Annotated in this window: 18 protein-coding genes; 14 read left to right on the forward strand and 4 right to left on the reverse strand. The window is 52.6% G+C overall.

The window, feature by feature from the left end; all coding sequences use genetic code 11:
* Nucleotides 1-76: 76 nt before the first annotated feature.
* The 5 genes from BN1247_RS01740 to paaX all read left to right on the forward strand — a co-directional run bounded on the left by BN1247_RS01740 (nt 77) and on the right by paaX (nt 5271).
* Nucleotides 77-1558 carry an aldehyde dehydrogenase family protein gene (locus tag BN1247_RS01740; RefSeq protein WP_082415997.1) on the forward strand — a complete coding sequence of 494 codons (1482 nt, stop codon included), beginning with the start codon at nt 77-79 and terminating at the stop codon, nt 1556-1558.
* 43 nt (nt 1559-1601) lie between these two features.
* Nucleotides 1602-2009, forward strand: coding sequence for a hydroxyphenylacetyl-CoA thioesterase PaaI (gene paaI, locus BN1247_RS01745; protein WP_054948845.1), 408 nt, complete (start codon nt 1602-1604; stop codon nt 2007-2009).
* A gap of 110 nt (nt 2010-2119) precedes the next feature.
* On the forward strand, nt 2120-2542 hold the full coding sequence (locus BN1247_RS01750) for a PaaI family thioesterase (protein ID WP_054948846.1): 423 nt from the start codon (nt 2120-2122) through the stop codon (nt 2540-2542).
* 223 nt (nt 2543-2765) lie between these two features.
* Nucleotides 2766-4064, forward strand: coding sequence for a phenylacetate--CoA ligase family protein (locus tag BN1247_RS01755; protein WP_054951443.1), 1299 nt, complete (start codon nt 2766-2768; stop codon nt 4062-4064).
* A 319-nt stretch (nt 4065-4383) separates the two neighbouring features.
* Nucleotides 4384-5271, forward strand: coding sequence for a phenylacetic acid degradation operon negative regulatory protein PaaX (gene paaX, locus BN1247_RS01760; protein WP_054948847.1), 888 nt, complete (start codon nt 4384-4386; stop codon nt 5269-5271).
* A gap of 48 nt (nt 5272-5319) precedes the next feature.
* On the opposite strand, the gene BN1247_RS01765 is transcribed toward paaX, so the two are convergent.
* Nucleotides 5320-6189, reverse strand: a complete 870-nt coding sequence (locus BN1247_RS01765) for an aldo/keto reductase (protein WP_054948848.1) — start codon at nt 6187-6189, stop codon at nt 5320-5322.
* 128 nt (nt 6190-6317) lie between these two features.
* Nucleotides 6318-7241: a DMT family transporter gene (locus BN1247_RS01770; RefSeq protein WP_231633079.1), complete on the reverse strand. Its 924-nt coding sequence runs from the start codon at nt 7239-7241 to the stop codon at nt 6318-6320.
* Nucleotides 7242-7507: 266 nt separating this feature from the next.
* Here BN1247_RS01770 and polA point away from each other — a divergent pair, with 266 nt between their 5' ends.
* The 5 genes from polA to gap all read left to right on the forward strand — a co-directional run bounded on the left by polA (nt 7508) and on the right by gap (nt 13606).
* Nucleotides 7508-10156, forward strand: coding sequence for a DNA polymerase I (gene polA / locus BN1247_RS01775; protein ID WP_054948849.1), 2649 nt, complete (start codon nt 7508-7510; stop codon nt 10154-10156).
* Nucleotides 10157-10241: 85 nt separating this feature from the next.
* Complete coding sequence (mutM, locus tag BN1247_RS01780) at nt 10242-11066, forward strand: DNA-formamidopyrimidine glycosylase (RefSeq protein ID WP_054948850.1); 825 nt, start codon at nt 10242-10244, stop codon at nt 11064-11066.
* A 102-nt stretch (nt 11067-11168) separates the two neighbouring features.
* Nucleotides 11169-11780: a dephospho-CoA kinase gene (gene coaE / locus BN1247_RS01785; protein WP_054948851.1), complete on the forward strand. Its 612-nt coding sequence runs from the start codon at nt 11169-11171 to the stop codon at nt 11778-11780.
* Nucleotides 11741-12355 (forward strand): lytic transglycosylase domain-containing protein, encoded by a 615-nt coding sequence (locus BN1247_RS01790; RefSeq protein WP_054948852.1) that lies wholly within the window; start codon nt 11741-11743, stop codon nt 12353-12355. Before coaE ends, BN1247_RS01790 begins: the two co-directional genes overlap by 40 nt.
* Before the next feature lie 114 nt (nt 12356-12469).
* A complete protein-coding gene (gene gap / locus BN1247_RS01795; RefSeq protein WP_074011029.1) occupies nt 12470-13606 on the forward strand; it encodes a type I glyceraldehyde-3-phosphate dehydrogenase in 1137 nt (378 codons plus the stop codon).
* Nucleotides 13607-13744: 138 nt separating this feature from the next.
* Here the strand turns inward: gap and BN1247_RS01800 are convergent, their stop codons facing one another.
* A complete protein-coding gene (locus BN1247_RS01800) occupies nt 13745-15391 on the reverse strand; it encodes a Na/Pi cotransporter family protein (RefSeq protein ID WP_231633081.1) in 1647 nt (548 codons plus the stop codon).
* Between the two features lie 258 nt (nt 15392-15649).
* Here BN1247_RS01800 and nrdR point away from each other — a divergent pair, with 258 nt between their 5' ends.
* The 3 genes from nrdR (at nt 15650) to dnaI (ending at nt 18766) form a co-directional block, all read left to right on the forward strand.
* Nucleotides 15650-16114 carry a transcriptional regulator NrdR gene (gene nrdR, locus BN1247_RS01805; protein WP_054951445.1) on the forward strand — a complete coding sequence of 155 codons (465 nt, stop codon included), beginning with the start codon at nt 15650-15652 and terminating at the stop codon, nt 16112-16114.
* A 96-nt stretch (nt 16115-16210) separates the two neighbouring features.
* Entirely contained in the window at nt 16211-17821 is a 1611-nt protein-coding gene (locus tag BN1247_RS01810) for a replication initiation and membrane attachment family protein (RefSeq protein WP_054948854.1), read from the forward strand.
* Nucleotides 17822-17827: 6 nt separating this feature from the next.
* Nucleotides 17828-18766: a primosomal protein DnaI gene (gene dnaI / locus BN1247_RS01815; RefSeq protein ID WP_054948855.1), complete on the forward strand. Its 939-nt coding sequence runs from the start codon at nt 17828-17830 to the stop codon at nt 18764-18766.
* A 42-nt stretch (nt 18767-18808) separates the two neighbouring features.
* On the opposite strand, the gene ytaF is transcribed toward dnaI, so the two are convergent.
* On the reverse strand, nt 18809-19420 hold the full coding sequence (ytaF, locus tag BN1247_RS01820; RefSeq protein ID WP_054948856.1) for a sporulation membrane protein YtaF: 612 nt from the start codon (nt 19418-19420) through the stop codon (nt 18809-18811).
* 156 nt (nt 19421-19576) lie between these two features.
* Here ytaF and BN1247_RS01825 point away from each other — a divergent pair, with 156 nt between their 5' ends.
* Nucleotides 19577-20080: a HutP family protein gene (locus tag BN1247_RS01825; protein WP_074011030.1), complete on the forward strand. Its 504-nt coding sequence runs from the start codon at nt 19577-19579 to the stop codon at nt 20078-20080.
* Nucleotides 20081-20188: the final 108 nt, after the last annotated feature.

The following is a 20188-nucleotide window of genomic DNA, read 5'->3' on the forward strand; positions in this document are numbered from 1 at the left end:
TTAAACATCATCATCACCATCTATAGGAGTGAATCCATTGAATGAAGTAGTAGAAAAAGCACCTGACGTACAACCGATGAAACGCGACGCGTACAAAATGATCATCGGCGGGGAATCAGTCGACGCGATCTCCGGCGAGACGTTTACGACGTACAATCCCGCTACAGGGAAGGCTCTCGCACAAGTTCCACGTGCAGACAAAGAAGATGTCGACCGCGCAGTGAAAGCGGCGCGCGACGCGTTCGAAAATGGCAAGTGGCGCCGTTACCCCGTTGGGAAGCGGGCGCGCGTCATGAACAAAATCGCCGCGATGATGCGCGCCCGTTTCGATGAACTCGTCGAACTGGAAGTGTTGAACAGCGGCAAAACAGTGACAGCGGCACAAGGGCAAGTCATGCAGGCGATTGAGAATTTCGAGTTTTTCGCAGGAGCAATCGTCGGCTTTCGCGGGCACGTCAACAACATGCCGGGTCCTTTTCACAACTATACGTTAAAAGAGCCGATCGGCGTCGCGGGGCAAATTATTCCGTGGAACTATCCGTTCATGATGGCGGCGTGGAAAGTGGCGCCAGCGATCGCTGTCGGCTGTTCCGTCGTGTTAAAGCCAGCTAGCCTGACTCCGATTACAGCGATCGTAATGACGGAAATATGCCATGAAGCCGGCGTGCCGGCGGGGGTCGTCAACATCGTCACCGGGCCAGGTTCTAGTATCGGTTCGTACCTCGTCGAACACGAAGGAATTGATAAAATCGCCTTTACCGGGGAAACGGAAACCGGTAAGGACATTATGGCACGCGCCTCTAACACCCTTAAGCGCGTCACGCTCGAACTCGGCGGCAAGTCGCCGAACCTCATTTTCCCGGACGCCGATTTGGACGGCGCCGTCGACGGGTCGATCTTCGGCATTTACTACAACACGGGGCAGTCGTGTGAAGCGCGTTCCCGCTTACTCGTGCACGAAAGTATTTACGACGAATTTGTCGAGAAGTTCATCGCCAAGACGAAAAAGTTAACACTCGGGAACCCGCTAGCGAAAGAAACGCACGTCGGGGCAGTGATTAGTCAAGGGCAACTCGACGTCATCGACGGCTATGTGCAATCGGCGAAAGAGGAAGGAGCGACGGTTGCCGTAGGCGGTCGCACGGTGAAAGTGGACGGATTTGAAGGTGGCTACTGGTATGCCCCGACGGTCATTACGAACGTGACGCGTGACATGAAAGTCGTTCAAGAGGAAATCTTCGGGCCGGTCGTCGTCGTCATGCCGTTTAAAGATGAGCGCGAAGCGATTGCATTGGCGAATGACACGAAGTACGGATTAGCTGCCGCGATTTGGGCCAAAGACCAGGGGCTCATCCACCGCGTCGCCGGTGGGATTCAGGCGGGCACGATTATGGTCAACTCCCCGTTCTCTGCGTTCCCGGGCACGCCCTTCGGCGGGTATAAACAGTCGGGCTTTGGTCGCGAGCTATCGATCGAAGCGCTCGAGTTGTATACGGAAACGAAGAGCATCCTCTCCTACACGGGGCGGCGCCCGCTCAATCCGTTCGGCATTGAGTGAGTGGGTCGCGCGCCGTAATAACGATCCGAAGCAGGTGAATCGTGTGGATAAGTTAACAACAATTTTCCAGCGGGACCCGTATGCGCAGTTACTGCGTATGGAACTCGTCCGCTGTGAACCCGGCTATGCAATGACGCGTGTGACAATTACAGATGACATGCTGAACTTCCACGGTACGGCAAACGGCGGGCTCATTTTTTCGCTCGCCGACTATGCCTTTGCCGCTGCGAGTAACGCATACGGGCAAACTGCGGTCGGCATTAACACACACATGTCTTATCACGCTGCGGGAAAGGTAGGCGACGTACTTACGTGCGCCGCCCATGAAGTGAAGCGGAGTCGCCGCCTCGCCGTATATGACATGCGTACGATCAACGCAAAGGGTGAACTCGTCTCGACAATGGAGGGCACGGTTTATATAAAAAATGAACGCGTGACAGGCGAGACGTAGGCAGTATGTGACAGTCGATGTAGGCCGTGTGATGCAGTCGATTATAATAGGTGAAGGAAAGTAACGACCTACGGCATGAGCTGTAAAGTAGGGGGTTGAAGGAGGCGCGCATGCTAAAAAAATTTACTGTTACCGATTTACAAAATGTCGCGAGGGGGGGAATGGCGCCTCCACCTTGCGACGACACGATGCAGCTTACTGTCCACAGCGCGGAAAACGGCGTTGCGAAAGGGACTTGGTGCGTCGATCGGAAGTACATCAACGGATTAGGCGTCGCGATGGGCGGGTTTTTATCCGCAGCTGCCGACATTATGATGGCCTACGCCATCTCGTCGATGCTAAAGGAACCGGAAGGGTTTGCCTCGATCGACCTAGATACGACGTTCCACCGCCCGACGTTCGAAGGAGAAGTAGCGATTGAGGCAGTCGTAGAAAAGCGCGGCCGGAAATTGGCCTATGTCGTCGCCGACTTGACGCAGAACGATAAGTTGGTAGCTACGTGTGTGTCGTCGATCCTTATTCATGGCGGATGATCACGTGGCAAATTGATTCTGGACAAGTTGAATGTGCGATGTCCGGCGGTTAACCGTAGCGGTTCTGCACGGATGTGCAGCATACTTTTTTTACAGTTCAATTTCAGACTTTATGAACAAAAAAGTTTTGTTAGTTAACGTGTGTAAGGGGATTCGTTAAATTAAATGACTATTTTTATACAAGGAGTGACGAAAAGTGATTTTCAATGAAACGATCGAGACGATGTCACCAGAGGAGATGAAAGCGCTACAGACCGAGCGTCTGAAAAAAACAGTGGCTACAGTCTATGAACGCGTCCCTTTTTACAAGCAGTTGTTCGATGAGTTAGAAGTTAAGCCAGAACATATTCGTTCGCTGGACGACATTCAAAAGCTGCCGTTCACGACAAAAAAAGACTTGCACGCCAATTATCCGTTTGGGTTGTTTTCGGCGTCGATGAATGAAATTGTCCGTGTGCACGCCTCGTCGGGAACGAGCGGTAAGCCGACCGTCGTCGGTTATACGCGCCACGACCTCGACGTGTGGGCAGAAGTAACTGCGCGGGCGATCGTCGCTGCAGGTGGTCGGCCCGGAAACGTGCTCCACAACGCTTACGGTTACGGCTTGTTCACAGGAGGCATGGGTTTGCACTACGGGTCGGAAAAATTAGGCATGGTCACGGTGCCAGTATCGGGTGGGAATACGGAGCGACAAATGTTACTCATCGAAGACTTCAAACCACAAGTCATTTGCGGGACGCCCTCGTACATATTGAATATCGCAGAAACGATGGAAAGTCGTGGGAAAGATCCGCGCGACACGAGTTTGCAGTACGGCATCTTCGGAGCGGAACCGTGGTCGGAGGAACTGCGTCGCACATTGGAAGAACGGTTCGCGATTAAAGCTGTCGACATTTACGGTTTAAGTGAAGTGATGGGGCCCGGCGTCTCGATCGAATGTCACGAAGTGCAAGACGGGTTACACATCGCGGAAGACCACTTTTACGTGGAAGTGATCGATCCGGAGACGCTGGAACACGTACCGGAAGGGGAAGACGGAGAACTCGTATTTACGAGCCTGACGAAAGAAGGCTTCCCGATCCTTCGTTACCGGACGGGCGATTTGGCGTCGATTACGCGAGGTAAGTGCGCGTGCGGACGGACGACGGTGAAAATGTCGCGCGTCAAAGGCAGAATTGACGACATGCTCATCATTCGCGGGGTGAACGTATTCCCGTCGGAAATTGAAAACCACTTGCTCACTGTGGAAGAAATTGAACCGTTTTATCAAATTGTGTTGAGCAAAAAAGGGCCACTCGACCAAGTGGAATTGAAGGTCGAATTGAAGGAGCTGTTCTTCCAACAAATCGGACAGTCGCTCACTTCCGATGCAGTCATCGCATTGCAGCGTAAAGTGGGGCGCATCATTCAATCGAAATGTCTCGTCTCGATGCGCATAAGCATTAACACGCCAAAGTCGCTCCCACGCTCTGAAGGTAAAGCGGTGCGCATCGTCGACTTGCGCAATACGGCCGCGATGTAAGCATAAACTCTTTTCGGGTGTACGGATCAGCGGGGGACTATGCGCGTCGATGGAGACGACCGGTTAAGCAATGGTGGGCGCGTGCTCGTCGATAGAGACGTGCGGCTAATCAATGGTGGTGATCACTGATTAATGTGACGAACTGCAAAATGTCCCCCGCCTGCGGCGCATGCCGGTTGATTAACCGTTGTGCCGGGGCGCGGCTTTGGTATACTAGATGGCAGGTGTCGTCAAAAACGATACGGGTGCACAGTATGAGATGCCTTAAAACGACTCACTGTGCGCAAAGAAATACCTTCTAAAAAAAGGGATGTGACGTATGCCTGCAAAGAGTTTAAACACGCGATCGATGATTTTTACGCTTTACGGCGATTATATTCGGCACTACGGGAACGAAATATGGGTCGGTAGTTTGATTCGGCTACTCGAACCGTTCGGCCACAATGAACAGTCGGTGCGTGCAGCCGTTTCACGTATGAGCAAGCAAGGGTGGATCGCCGCGCGGCGCGAAGGGAACAAAAGCTACTACTATTTGACGGATATTGGGGTCAAACGGATTGACGAAGCAGGAAAGCGCATTTTTAAACTGCGACCGACGCATTGGGACGGCAAGTGGCGCATGTTGATTTACACGATTCCGGAAGAGAAGCGGCACATACGCGACGAATTGCGGCAGGAACTCGTTTGGAGCGGGTTTGGCATGTTGGAGAGCAGCATATGGATTACGCCTAATGCGTTAGAAAAAGAGACACAGGCGATCATCGACCGTTACGAGATTGAACCGTATGTCCACTTTTTCCAAGCGGCGTACAACGGGCCGTTATCGAACGAGCAACTCGTGCAAAGTTGTTGGAATATTGACGACATTAGTGCTCGCTACAATGCATTTATTCAAGCGTACAGCAAGAAGTATGTCGTCGATAAAGAAAAACTGAAAAATCACGTGATGAGTGACGAAGACTGTTTTGTCGAGCGGACGAAGTTAGTACACGAGTACCGCAAGTTTTTGTTCGTCGATCCCGGCTTGCCGGAAGAGTTGTTACCGGAAGAGTGGATGGGTAAACACGCCGCCGCCCTTTTTGCCGACTATTACCGACTGTTGGCGGGTCCGGCCAACCGCTTTTTTGAGAAAACTTTTGCCTCTGAGAACGATTTGTCCCACCGCAGTGAGGCGTACGACGAGTTGGACCATCCGTATATGGTTTGAACGGTATTGTCCGTGACAATCGGGGGATTTTGCTTCAGCGAGGCAACCTCATTTTTGCGGAAAAGGGTGCGTGATGAGTGGCATACCTTCTTTCGGCAGTGGAAACGCGCGGTCGATCTCGGCAGCATCGGCCGCGCGCAGTTCAAAGTCCACGGCAGTTGCGTTCGCGGCGAGGTGGGCTCTCGTCCCAGCTTTCGGGATGGCGATGAGAGACGGTTGCCTGAGCAACCAATTGAGAGCGACTTGGTGTACCGTTTTGTCATATTTGTCGCCAATCGTTTGCAACAGCTTGCGTGCGTGTGCACTGATATCATTGAACGTGCCTTGCGCGAAGGGCGAGTAGCCGATCACAGAGATGTCGTGTGCGGCACAGTAAGGGATGACGTTATTCTCGATGGCGCGTTTTTGTAAGCTGTAAGAGACTTGATTCGCCACGATGACGTTGTCTTGTAAGTAATTGGCCGCCTTAGTGAGTAACTCCGGCGTAAAATTGCTAACGCCGATATAGCGAGTGAAGCCTTCGCGCACAACGGCGTCCATGGCGCGCATCGTCTCTTGGAGCGGATGCACACTACTCGGCCAGTGCACGAGGTAAAGATCCGCCGGCGTGCCGCCTAGGCGCTTCACACTGCGCTCGGCTGCCCGCAGCACGTTGTCGTATGCACTGTTCGTCGGCCACACTTTCGTCACGACGAACACGTCGTCTCGGCAGTCGCTAATCGCCTCTCCGACAATTTCTTCCGCCTTTCCGTCGGCGTACATTTCGGCCGTATCGATTAACGTCATCCCTTGCGCGATGCCGTAGCGGATCGCTTCTACTTCTTCCGCAGCGCGAGAAGGGTCTTGTCCGAAACCGTATGTGCCTTGTCCGACCGCAGGCACTTGCACACCCGTATTTCCTAACGTCCGATACTTCATCGTAATCACCTCTTCGCTAAGTTACTTGGTACTGTTATAAAAAAACCGTATTTTTACAAGCTAGTGGATGTCATTTATTACAAACGCCGTTCATTACAATGGATAACGACATTACGATGATTTAAGTTTTATACTTTTTTCGCCTGCGTGCGCATGAAGGCATAGACGCCGATGAGAATAAGGGTGCCCCCGATCCACTGACTCGTAGTGAGCGTTTCGTCGAGTATATAATACGCTAAAACGGCTGCGCCGATCGGTTCGAGTAAAATGCTAACCGAAACGGTAGCAGCACCGACCCACTTTAGTGACCAGTTGAGCACCGTATGGCCGAGCAACGTTGGAAAGACGGCTAAGCCGACAAACACCCACCAGTCCTTTGCGGCGTAGTTTGTGAACGAGGCACCCTCTACAAGGTTGTACGCGAATAGCGTGACTGTGCTCGCGGCGTAGACGACAAAGGTGTACACCGCTAGGGACATCGTTTTGCGCATTTGTTGCCCGAACAGCCAGTAAACCGTTACTAACGCGGCAGCGAGCAAGGCGAGTGCGTCGCCAAAGAAGGCCATACCGCCGATGTGGAAATCGCCCCAGCCGATAATCGCGCTGCCGCCGACAGCGATCGCTGTGCCGATTAACGCGTGTAACTTCGTGCGTTCCTTAAAAAAATAGTAAGCGCCGACGAAGGCGAACAGCGGTTGCAAGGCGACGAGCACGACCGAGCTGGCGACTGAGGTGTAATTTAACGAAGCAAACCACAAGATGAAGTGGAAAGCTAAAAATACGCCGGAACAGACCGCGAAGAGCCAGTCTTTTGCGCGCAAACTGATTAACTCGCGCCAGTAGTAGACGGCGATCCACGGCGACATCGCCAAAACAGAGAAAAGCAACCGATAAAAAGCGGAAATACCGACGGGCGCATCGGTCAATTTAACGAATATGGCCGAAGAAGAGATAGCGATGTTTCCGAGAATTAAAGCGATGTAAGGTTTTACAGAGCGGGTTTCTACCCCAGTCTGTGGCATCGCCGTTTGCACGCGCTCCATTCCTTTCATTATAATTTCCTTTCATTATAAGAAGTCATAACGGTGACAGCTGAAGTCAGAGGGGGATCGCCGTGAGGCGTTGGCGCGGGTAACGTGGAATGCGCTCTTCCCTCATGATACAATAACATAGATTACGTTCCTTTCGTGCGATTATGTCGTTCTTTGCACGTAAAAAAGTTGTGCGCCACGACTATCCCTAAACGTTCTCTTTCGTTCGCACGCGTGAAACATTTTGCCGATAGCGTGCGATTTTTATAAGTGGAGGCTAATAATTGATGAACAAACTGATGTTAATCGACGGGAGCAGTATTGCGTACCGGGCGTTTTACGCTTTGCCGATGTTGACGAATGCTAGCGGCGTGCCGACGAATGCGGTATACGGTTTTTCACTCATGTTATTGAAGCTATTAGAAGAGGAACAGCCGACTCACCTACTCGTCGCCTTCGACGCAAGTGCGAAAACGTTCCGGCACGACGACTACAAAGACTATAAAAGTACGCGCATGAAGACACCGAGCGAACTTTCCGGCCAGTTTCCGCTCATTCGCGAACTGCTCGACGCGGCGAGCGTACCTTTTTTTGAATTGGAAAATTACGAAGCCGACGACATTATCGGTACGTTGGCTAAACAGGCGCAAGCCGCCAACTTGTCGACGCGCATCGTCACCGGAGATAAAGACTTACTGCAGCTCGTGGCTCCGGGAGTGGAAGTACTGCTCACGCGCAAAGGGGTAACAGAAGTCGACGCGTACACGGTAGACGCTGTGCAGGAAAAGTACGGCATCACCCCGTTGCAAATTATAGACTTAAAAGGGTTGATGGGTGACAACTCCGACAACATCCCCGGTATTCCCGGCGTCGGGGAAAAGACGGCGCTAAAGCTGCTGAAACAGTTCGCCTCGGTGGAAGAAGTGCTCGAAAACGTCGACAAACTATCTGGTAAAAAACTACAGCAGAACGTCCGCGAGCACGCTGACATCGCCCGACTCAGTAAACAGTTAGCGACGATTTACCGCGACGTGCCGATGGACATGGCGGTGAGTAACTTAGCGTACGACGGGTTTGAGCGGGAGACGCTGGCTCAGTTTTTTAAAAAATGGTCGTTTAAAACGTTGGAGCAGCGGATTATGGGCGATGAGGCCACCCAGTCGACGGAGACAGAAGCGATTGAAGCGACAATCGTCACGGTAGACACGGTGGACAAATGGGCGCGAACGCTAGGCGAGTTGAAAACTCCGCTCGCTGTTTACGTCGAAACGGAAACCGGTCCATATTTCGACGCGGAGGTGCTCGGGATCGCTGTATCGGACGGCAAGCAGCACACGTACGTGCCGTTTGCGCTTGTACGGGAGAGCGAAGCGCTGTTAACGTGGCTCGCCGACGACAGCCGTGAAAAGCTCGGTTACGATGTGAAAAAAGCGACGGTCGTCTTGGAAAAAAGCGGCGTACCCATGCGAGGCTTTACTTTTGACGTCATGCTTGCCTCTTATTTGCTCAACCCGACAGAAACGGATCACGCGTTAAGTGAGATTGCGCAGCGGGAGATCGCCTATCCGTTGCCGCACGACGACGAAGTGTACGGTAAGGGGGCGAAGCGCAAACAGCTTACCGGTCAGCCGCTGGCTGAACATTTGGCGCGCAAAACGGAAGCGATGCACCGCTTGCGCGAGAAGTTGGACGAAGCGCTAACGGACAGCGGCATGCACAGTTTGTATTACGACTTGGAGTTGCCACTAGCGCTCGTGCTCTCCGACATGGAACTGGCAGGCGTAAAGGTTGACCCCTCGCGCCTAAAGGCGTTAGGCGATCAGTTAGAAGCGCAACTCGCACAGTTGACGGCTGACATTTACGAACTAGCTGGTACACAGTTTAACATCAATTCGCCGAAACAGTTAGGCGAAATTTTGTTCGACAAGTTAAACCTCCCAGTCATTAAAAAGACGAAGACGGGTTATTCGACGAGTGCCGACGTGCTAGAGAAGTTAGAACCACAGCACGAGATCGTCGGAAAAATTTTACACTACCGGCAAGTCGGTAAACTGCTTTCGACGTACGTCGAAGGGTTGTTAAAAGTGATTCAGCCGGAGACGGGTAAAATCCATACGAACTTTCAACAGACGGTGACAGCGACGGGACGGCTTAGCAGCACCGATCCGAACTTGCAAAACATCCCGATTCGCCTCGAAGAAGGGCGGCGCATTCGCGAAGTGTTCGTGCCGTCGCATACCGGGTGGAAGATCCTTGCAGCGGACTACTCCCAGATCGAATTGCGCGTGCTCGCTCATTATTCCAGAGACGAGGCGTTGCTCAAGGCGTTCCACGACGGCATGGACATCCATACGCGGACGGCAATGGATGTATTCGGCGTAGAGGCCGTAGAAGTCACGCCGCTCATGCGCCGTACGGCAAAGGCGGTCAACTTCGGAATCGTCTACGGGATAAGCGATTACGGTTTATCGCAAAACTTGAACATCACGCGCAAGGAGGCGGCACAATTTATTGCGAAGTATTTTACCAGCTTCCCCGGTGTGAAGCGGTACATGGAAGAGATCGTCCAAATGGCGAAAAAACAAGGTTACGTTTCGACACTGTTACAGCGGCGGCGTTATTTGCCAGACATTAACAGTAAAAACTTCAACCGCCGCAGTTTTGCTGAACGGACAGCGATGAACACGCCGATTCAAGGGTCGGCAGCCGACATTATTAAACGGGCGATGGTGCAACTTGCGGACAAGTTAGCGGCGCAAAAGCTTCAGAGCAAGATGATATTACAAGTGCACGACGAACTCATCTTTGAAGTGCCGCCGGAAGAGCTCGCTGTGCTCGAGACACTTGTCACCGAGACGATGGAACAGGCATTGGCGCTCGACGTCCCGCTGAAAGTGGATGTGAATGTCGGCGATACGTGGTATAGTGCTAAGTAGTTATTACTACTCGAAGTCACGTCATTCGTTCGTCGAATATCGTTTACTCGCTTATAGTGCATAAAGGTAGAAAGAGGAGAAGGCTTTGCCGGAATTACCAGAAGTAGAAACTGTCCGCCGTACGTTAGAAAAACTCGTCGTAGGCAAGAGGATTGCCCGCGTATCGGTGCACTTGCCGCGCATCGTACGCGAGCCGGCGGACAGTGCCCAATTTGCGCTCATGTTGCAAGACGAGACTATTCGCGCCGTGAGGCGTCGGGGGAAGTTTTTGCAGTTTTACTTTGACAATTACGTCCTCGTTTCCCACTTGCGCATGGAGGGACGCTACAGTGTCGCTCCGGCGGAAGAGGAGATGGAAAAGCACACGCACGTCGTGTTTCACTTTAATGACGGGGAAGAGCTGCGCTACCGCGACGTGCGCCAGTTTGGCACGATGCAGCTCGTGCGGCAGGACGAGATCGAGACGAAGACGTCGATCGGCAAACTCGGTCCCGAACCGCTGACAGACGACTTTCACCCGGATTGGTTGACGACCGAACTCGGGCGGCGGAAGAGTCGGTTAAAGCCGCTGCTGCTCAATCAAGAATTTATTGCCGGACTGGGGAATATTTATGTAGATGAGGCGCTGTTTACGGCGCGGTTGCATCCGGAGCGTCGAGCTGATAGCTTGACTAAGGCGGAAGCAGAGCGTTTGTACGAAGCAATTAACAAGGTGATTGCACGGGGGATTGCAGCAGGTGGGGCATCTGTCCGTTCCTATGTAAACGGCGAAGGGGAAATGGGCATGTTCCAACTGCAGATTCAAGTATACGGGAAAAAAGAGGAACCTTGTCCGGCTTGCGGGGAACCGATTGTGCGAACCGTCGTGGCGGGACGAGGCACTCACCTTTGCGAGCAGTGTCAAAAGTAGCTTCGTCACTTACAGGTGCACGTAAAAGTAAGGTAACCGAAGTAAGGGAAATCGCAGCGAGTATCAATAAATAAATATCAATAAATAAAAGGAGGCGTCAGTGTGCGCGTCGGTTTGACGGGGGGGATCGCCTCCGGAAAAAGCACTGTCCTCGCCCACTTTAAAAAGTGTGGCGCTGCCGTGATCGATGCAGACGTTATCGCACGGCAAGTGGTGGAGCCGGGGACAGAAGGGTTACAGCGGATTGTGGAAGCGTTCGGTGCAGCGTACGTGCGTGGTGACGGCACACTCGACCGCGCCAAGCTAGGGCAACTCATTTTTGCTGACGAGGCGAAGCGCAAGGCCTTAAACGCGCTGTTGCACCCGCTTATTAACGCGGACATGCGTCGGCAGATGGTAGCCCACGAACAAGCGGCTCCGCACGTTCCCGTTCTCGTCGACATTCCACTCTTGATCGAAAACGACTTAATGCACCTTTTTGAACGTATCGTGTTAGTGTACGTACCTCTCCACGTACAGCTTGAGCGTTTAATGGCACGCAACGCGCTTAGCGAAACGGAAGCAAGGCAGCGCATCGCGGCACAAATGTCGCTCGACGAGAAAAAACCGTACGCCGATTACGTCGTGGACAACTCAGCAAACATAGCCAATACGAAACGACAGGTGGAAGCGATATGGGATTTTTTGTGCCGAGAAAGCGGACAAGTCGAGTAACGTTCAAATGGTCGTGGAGAACTGCCTTTCTTCTGCTCGTCGTCATGTTGTTCCTGCTTTTTTTGCTCATTCAATCCCCGTTTGTCCAAAAGACGATGTATCCTGTCGAATATACGGAAGAGGTCGAAATTAGTGCACGCGCCTTCGACGTCGATCCGTTCCTCATTTTGGCGATCATCCGCGTTGAAAGCAATTTTAGTCCGGATGTGAGCTCGCATAAAGGCGCACACGGGCTCATGCAGCTTATGCCCGAGACCGTGGAGTGGATGGTTAGCGACGGGCACTTCGAGCGTTCGTTTTTGGATCGCATCGGGGAACCGGCCGCCAACATTCATATGGGCAGTTGGTATATCGGGCAATTAATGCACCAGTTTAAGGGGAAGCCGATCGCAGCGATTGCTGCGTATAACGCCGGTCCCGGGCGTGTGGCGACGTGGCTGAAAGAGAAGCGATGGGACGGCGAGGAAGAGAGCATTAAGGCGATTCCGTTCGGCGAAACGCGTAAATACGTGAAGAAGGTGTTGTACTATTACGAGAAGTATCGCGAGATACACCATGAACTGGAAATAGACTAGCGACGGGAACTGTATAAATTAAGTCATATAATGGTACCCGTTAAGGATCGAATGTGTTATACTAATTGTGATGATACGCGTATTAGTGTATGACATTCGGGAAGGTGACAATAAATGACAGTACGTGTGGCCATTAACGGGTTTGGCCGAATTGGAAGAATGGTATTTAGACGGTTATGCGAACAAACTGTGTCCGAAGTTGTTGCGATTAACGCGAGCTATCCCGTCGAAACGTTAGCCCACCTAACACAGTACGACACGGTGCACGGTACGTTTCGCCATCCGGTCACTGCCGACGGCGAATTTCTGTGTGCAGGTGGGCAACGTGCGCGCATCGTGAACGAACGCGAACCGGATCGATTGCCGTGGAAAGCGTTAGGCGTCGACGTCGTGATCGAGGCGACTGGACAATTTCGCACGCGTCAAGGCGCAGCTCGTCACCTCGCCGCCGGAGCAAAAAAGGTGCTCATTACAGCACCGGGGAAAGAGGAAGACCTAACCGTTGTCGTGGGGGTGAACGACCACGCATACGACGACAGTAAACACCACATCGTTTCGAACGCCTCGTGCACGACGAACTGCTTAGCGCCAGCTGTGAAAGTGTTACACGATTCGTTCGGCGTCGAACAATTAATGATGACAACTGTGCATGCGTTTACGAGCGACCAACGCAGTTTAGATAATCCGCACAAAGACTTGCGCCGTGCCCGAGCCGCGACACAAGCGATCGTCCCGACGTCCACTGGAGCGGCTGAGGCTGTAGCGAAAGTGTTGCCGGAACTCGAGGGGCGTTTAACTGGAATGGCGCTGCGCGTACCGACCCCCAACGTGTCAGTCGTCGACGTCGTCGCCGATTTGAAGCGCGACACCGACCTTACGGAAATCGTAAACGTTTATAAACAGGCGAGTGCAGGCGAAATGAAAGGGATCGTCGATGTATGTGAAGCGCCGCTCGTTTCGACCGATTTTGTCGGCAACGACCATTCGGCCATTTTAGACGCTGGTGCCAGCATGATGTTAGGCAAGCGCAAAGTAAAGTTACTCCTTTGGTACGACAACGAATGGGGCTACTCTTGTCGCGTCGTCGACATGGTACAGCGCATGGCCGGCAACTGGAGCAGCCATTCGGCTAGTTCGACCAGCTCAATAGGTTCGAGCGACACTTCCGATTCAATCGACTCGACTGACCGTGCATCCGGTACGTGCTGCCAGCAAGCGCAGCGCGAAGAAAAGGTGCCCGTCACGACGTGAGGCGAATAAGAGGATTAGTCACTTCGTAACCGCTCTCCAAAACAGTTTCTGATCGTTTTTCGTATAGCTAAAGTTAAAAAAAGCCGTCCGTGCCTATAAGACTGCAGGGGCGGCTTTTTTCCTTTTCTTAACTACTTCTCAATATTCGCCGAGCACGGACTGGGCGATATTCATGGCGTGGTCACCGATCCGTTCCAAGTTACTGATAAAGTCTAAAAAGATGACGCCGGCACTGCCGTTGCACAGTCCTCGTTCCAAGCGACAAATGTGCGATTTGCGAAATTCCCGTTCCATTTTATCGATTTGTTCTTCGTTTTCTACGACGCGGCGAGCGAGCCCTTCATCGAGTGTATGCAGGGCTTGTAGTGACATTTGAAAGGTTTCCATCGTCACTTGAAACATGTTGCTAAGTTCGTTCGTCGCCTCTTCAGAAAAGGCGACTTTATGCCGTTTGCGATGGTCGCCGAGCTCTTTAATGTTGGTGGCGTGATCGCCGACGCGTTCAATATCGTTGATCGTTTGCATCAGCGTCGTATGTTTTCGCGATTCGACGGGAGAAAAGTTACTCGTGGAAATATTTGTTAAATAATCGGTGATTTTTTCTTCTAAGTCGTTAACAACTTGTTCACACTTGGCAACCATTTCCGCCTTTTTGCTGTTGCCTTCGAAAAAATACGTGGTCGCATAATCAAACGCCTGTTGTGACAAGTTGCCCATGCGGTCTAATTCTTTACTCGCTTGTCCGAGGGCGACCGAAGAGTTGGCCAAGAGGCGCACGTCCAAGTTTTTGGCGCCGTAAGTGATCGCCGGTTCCTCACCGGGCATAATTTTTGTCACGAGTAGCGCCAGTAGGGAGACGAAGGGCAGTTGAATGAGTGCATTGCCAACGTTAAAGAACCCGTGGGCATAAGCGATTTGCATGCGTATATCGGCACCAGTCGCGTCCCCTAACCAAGTGACGCCGATCGCGACGAGTGGCAAGGCGAGCATAAAAATAACTGTCCCGATGACGTTAAAGATGACGTGAGCACACGCGGCGCGGCGGGCGGCGAGGGAAGCGCCAATCGACGCGATGACCGCGGTTATCGTCGTCCCGATGTTGTCCCCAAACAAAATCGGCAGTGCCGTGTGTAAATCGATGCCGCCGTTTTCCGCTAACTGCTGCAAAACGCCAATCGTTGCACTACTACTTTGTACGACGACGGTGAACAGCGTCCCGGCGAGCACCCCTAAAATCGGCTGCTGCCCGAGCGTCGTCATCATATCGTGAAAAAAGGATAAGTCTTTCAACGGTTTAAGACCGGATCCCATCGTCTGTAACCCTAAAAAAAGTACCCCGAAGCCGAAAATGATTTGTCCGACGTTTTTGACGCGCGGTTGTTTTATAAAAAAGAGAATGATTGCCCCACAAGCAATAATTGGTAAGGAATATTCCTCAATTTTCACCCCAATAATAAACGACGTTACCGTGGTGCCGATATTTGCCCCCATGATGACGCCAATCGCTTGTCGCAGCGACATGAGACCAGCGTTGACGAAACCGATGACCATGACCGTCGTGCCGGAGCTCGACTGAATAATTCCAGTAACAAAGATGCCGACGAGTACGCCCATGACGGGATTTTTCGTCAAGCGGTCAAGAATTTGGCGAAGCCGATCGCCCGCCGCTTTTTCTAGTCCGTCCCCCATGTACTTGATGCCAAATAAAAAAAGACCTAAGCCACCGAGGAATAGAAAAATGACTTCGCGTATGGAAATGCCGTCCATTACGATCCTCCCGTTCATTCATAAAATAGTTAGAGAACTAACGGTACACATAAATAAGTAAAGAACAAACCGAATTAATTATACCTGTTACAAGGTGTAAATGAAACAAGCATTCGATGATGTTTATGGCCATTTTTTATTATTTTCTTGCAAAACGCTTACATTTCCTTTTTGTGGAATATACCGTGCTGTTTTTGTGGAAAAGCCGCTAGTTTTTCGATACAATAGAGAGAAATCCTAAAGTCTAAGAGACTCCTATGAATGGATGTGTTTCGAGTGCGATGCCCTTATTGTGACCACAACGGGTCGCGAGTGCTCGACTCGCGGCCGGCTCACGAAGGCAAATCGATCCGCAGACGGCGCGAGTGCGAAGCGTGTAACCGACGGTTTACCACTTTTGAGATGGTGGAACAGAAGCCGTTAATCGTCATTAAAAAAGACAACTCGCGGGAAGAGTTCAGTCAGGAAAAGTTGTTGCGCGGCCTCGTGCGCGCGTGTGAAAAACGACCGGTGCCGTTCGCCGAGTTGGAAAATCTCGTGTCGCGCATCGTCCGCGACTTGCAAGGATCGTCAGAACAAGAAATTTCCAGTCGGAAAATTGGCGAGATGGCGATGGAAGGACTGTACCCGTTGGACGAAGTCGCGTACGTCCGCTTTGCGTCAGTGTACCGCCAGTTTAAAGATATTAGTGTGTTTATGAAAGAGTTGACGGACTTACTCGATAAAGCGAACGGACAGTAGCGGGACAGATGCTACTAAATCGTTTCAGGGACGCTTTCTAGGTGGTTAACGTCTGTCATTTTCAACTAACGTTTCAAATGTGGAGGGCAGCAATTGATGAGTTGGGCATGGCAAGAATTGAGCCCGGGCGACAGTTGGACCGTGAAAACGCACCGTCCGCTGCAAGCTGCGGAGATCAGTGCGCTGATGCATTTGTACCAACCGATCATCGGGGTCGAAGCGGCCGCCCTATACATTACGCTTGCACTGCAGGGCAGTTTTTACGTTGCCGCGGAATCGCCTGCGCATACACACCGTTTTTTGCTAGGACTGCTAGCATTGCCCCTAGACCGCATCCTCGCAGCACGCCACAAATTAGAAGCAGTCGGCTTACTCAAAACGTTCAAACGGGGTGAGGAATTAGGCAATCACTACCGTTATGTCGTGATGCCACCGCTCGAACCGAGCACTTTTTTTAAGACAGACGTGTTAAGTATTACGTTGTTGAACCGGTTAGGCAAAGAACGTTTTCGCTTTTTGCGGGAGCAGTTCACAGCGGGGGAGCAAGCGGAAGGGGAAACAGAGGCACAAGAAGTAACGAAAAAATTTGGCGAAGTGTTTACGAGCATTACGCCGTCCGAATTAACCGTCGGCGAGGACAGCGAGTTACAGCCGCTCGTCGCGCAGTTGGAAACGGCCGCCGCTACAGACGTTGAAACGGGGCCGAATTTTACAGGGGATACGCTAGACTGGTCGTTTTTAGAGGCACACGCCGCTGCCGTCGGGTCGCTTGAGGCATTGACGGCGGAAGAGCGAGACATCATCGCCGGGTGGGCTTTTTTTTATCAGTTGGAGGAAATAGAACTGGCTAAGGCACTGCAAAATCCACGCCTATACGATGAAGCAAACACGCTTAAGCTAGACCGCCTACACGCATTCATTAAGCAGGAGTATCGGTTTCGTTACGGCGTGGCGCCCGATTTACGCGTGAAGCAACCGATGGTGCCCGCTGTAGAGCCGTTGCCTGGGCCTACCGCTGATCGATCGACTGATCAAACGAAGAATCAATCGGCTGCCTCCCATCCAGCGAATCAACCCGCTGCTTCTCATCCAGCGAATCAAGCGGCAGCTTCTCCCGACAGCCAAGCGGACGGCGGGCGCGGGACGGGTGAAGGTGCGCAAGGCGGGGAGCGACAGCCGCGGGAACAACAGAGCGTGGAAGACATGCACCGTCAGTGGTTGTCCAAACTGTCGCCACTGGAATTGTTGGAACGATATCAGCGCGGAGGAAAAATCCCCGAAGCAGACATCGAACTCGTCGAAGCGCTGTACGAACAGTATGGCTTACCGACGGGTGTCATTAACGTGCTCATCGAGTACGTGCTCTTGACCAACGAGTATAAACTACCGCGTCCGCTCGTAGAAAAAATGGCGGGACATTGGCGCCGCGCCAACGTAAAGACGGTGGAAGAAGCGCAGGCATTAGCGCTACGGCAGCAACAACAGCCGCGGACTCGCGCAGGGCGGGACCCGTACACAAAGGCGCGGAAAGGGCCGTATGCGACAAAGGCAAAATCGCGCGGTACCTCCTCCGCCAGCCGCTCAACCGGGTCGCGGCGTGAACAGGCGCGCAATCCCGCGCGGAACGAAACGGAAGAAGTGACCGCAGAGGATGAGGCGCAGTTTGCGGCCATTTTGCAAAAGCTGCGGAAAAACAGAGGGGGGTAGAAACCGATGCATTCGTTTCAAGATGCGGTGCGTTCACTGGCCGAACAATTGCCGCGTAAGCGAGGGGACAGTGCGGAGGCGCATTTACAAACATTGTTGCGCCACCCGCTCGTGCAACAGTTTCGGCGCGAGCACCCGGAACTTACGCGCGACGCATTCGAGCGCTCGCTCAACAGGATTGCGCAGTATGTACGAGAGCGGGATCATTGTGATCGCTGTCCAGGGCTAACGCAATGTCCGAATGTCGTTTCGGGGCACCAGCCTACTCTCGTGCCGTATGCCGGGTACATCGACTTACACGTGCAGCCTTGTGCACTCAAACGGCAAGAAGAGCAGGAAAAAAAGCGCCGGGCGCGCATTCGCAGTCACTACGTACCGGCAGACGTCTTGGCCGTAACGTTTGAAACGCTCGATTTTGACGGCGCGCGCAAGGAGGCGATCATCGCCGCATCGACGTTCGCGGCGAGTTTTCAACCGTCAGAGCACGCACGCGGTCTTTACTTGTACGGCGACTTCGGCGTCGGAAAAAGCTGTATCGCCGCAGCAATGGCGCACGAGCTAGCGCAACGGGACATTTCTGTATTTATGGTTTACGTGCCCGAGTTTTTTCGCGAGCTCAAAGAATCGCTACAAGATGGGTCCTCTGCGCACAAAATTGAGGCAGTCAAAACGGTCGACGTGCTCATTCTCGACGATCTCGGAGCAGAAGTGATTTCCCCGTGGGTTCGCGACGAAGTGTTGGGCAGTATTTTGCAATATCGCGTAGCCAATAAGTTGGCGACGGTGTACACGTCTAATTTGTCTTACGAAGAACTGGAAGAGCATTTGGCGTATTCGCAAAAAAATGGGTTCGAGGCGTTGAAGGCGAAGCGCATCATGGAACGCATTCGCCACGAAACGGACGCGTACTACGTCGGTGGTCCTAACCGTCGCGGCGGCGCATAGCGGCGCGCAAAGAAAAAAAGATTGTCCTGTCGTAGCAGATGGTTATGCAAAGTAGATCTGGTATACGCCGATGGCGATAAGCAAGACGCCGGCAACGAGGTTTGAATAACTACCGAACAACGTCTTGACTACCTTATTGCCGAGACTGGCGCCACCACCGAGAGCAAGCAATGAGAAAGCACCGGCTGCTAGCGTCGTCCAAAGCGGGGAAAGGCCTGCGGCCCCGGCGCCGATTCCCATGGCAACATTGTTTAAAGCGAGTGCTGTACCGAGCAAAAACGATTCTTTCCAAGAAATAACGGCGTTCGCGTCGCGGTCGGCAGTCGCGGGGTTGCGCAGCACGCTTGACAGTGAAGCTGGGACGTGGCTTACTGTTAAGGCGGTCATTTTTTTGTGCACGTTACTAATGATCGACCAGAGCCCGATCGCGACGATGAACGTTCCGCCAGCGGTCTGAGCCCACCTCTCCGGAAGCAAATGGGTGAAAGTGTTCCCCGCCACTAGGGCGACGTAAGTGACCGTCATCGTAATCGCGGCAATAATCGCGTTGGACAAGAGCGGAATGTGCGTGCGGCGGATGCCGAAGGAGATGCCGACAGCTAAGTTGTCTAAACTGGCGGCGGCAGCAAATAATAAAATGGTTAACGCGTTCACCGGGAAGACCCCCTCCGCAAGCCGTCAATCTCGTTACGCACCTAGAATATGCGGTAAAGACGCGATGCGTTCGCTGAAATCGCGTCACGTGGGGGACACGGTGGCTTACAACACTTGGCGTATTGATTACTAAATGAGGGCAGAGGTGAGCGCGCAATGTGTCCCGAGCAAAGTGAGCAGCGCAACATCGATCAAAGTGAGAAGTGGTCGCCGTTATTAAAAGGCGATATTGGCAAAATTGCCGCTATGACCGCTCTGTTGCTGGGCGGCAACAACGAGCAACAGTTAATTGACGCTGTTAGAAAAAAAGGTTATTTAATTGTTACCGGCCATGTCGGCGCGATGGAATCACAAAAAGTCGTCGGCGCGATCGAGTCGGCGGCAAAGCGTTCGGCTCTCGTCGACAGTGACTTGTACCGGGAGCAACACGCGCTATACCACGCCTTGATGGAGGCGCTCTCCGGCATTAGTCGCGGGCAAATTTCGTTTGGCGGCGTCCTTCGTACAGTCGGTTTACGCTATACCGTCGTGCGCGGTTTAAAGTCGCCTGCTGCGCGTGCGGAAGGTGAGTGGATTGCCGTCGCTCTTTACGGCACAATCGGCGCGCCGATTAAAGGCGCAGAGCACGAAGTGCTCGGCCTCGGCATCAACCACATTTGAATAAAAGAAAACCTCCAACTCCGGGCAAACGGAATTGAAGGTTTTGTGCGGGTACTTGCCACAACTGTCGCTACATCACGATCGGATAAGCTTCGCCGAACAAATAAT

It is taken from the genome of Numidum massiliense, from assembly GCF_001375555.1.
Classification (GTDB): domain Bacteria; phylum Bacillota; class Bacilli; order Thermoactinomycetales; family Novibacillaceae; genus Numidum; species Numidum massiliense.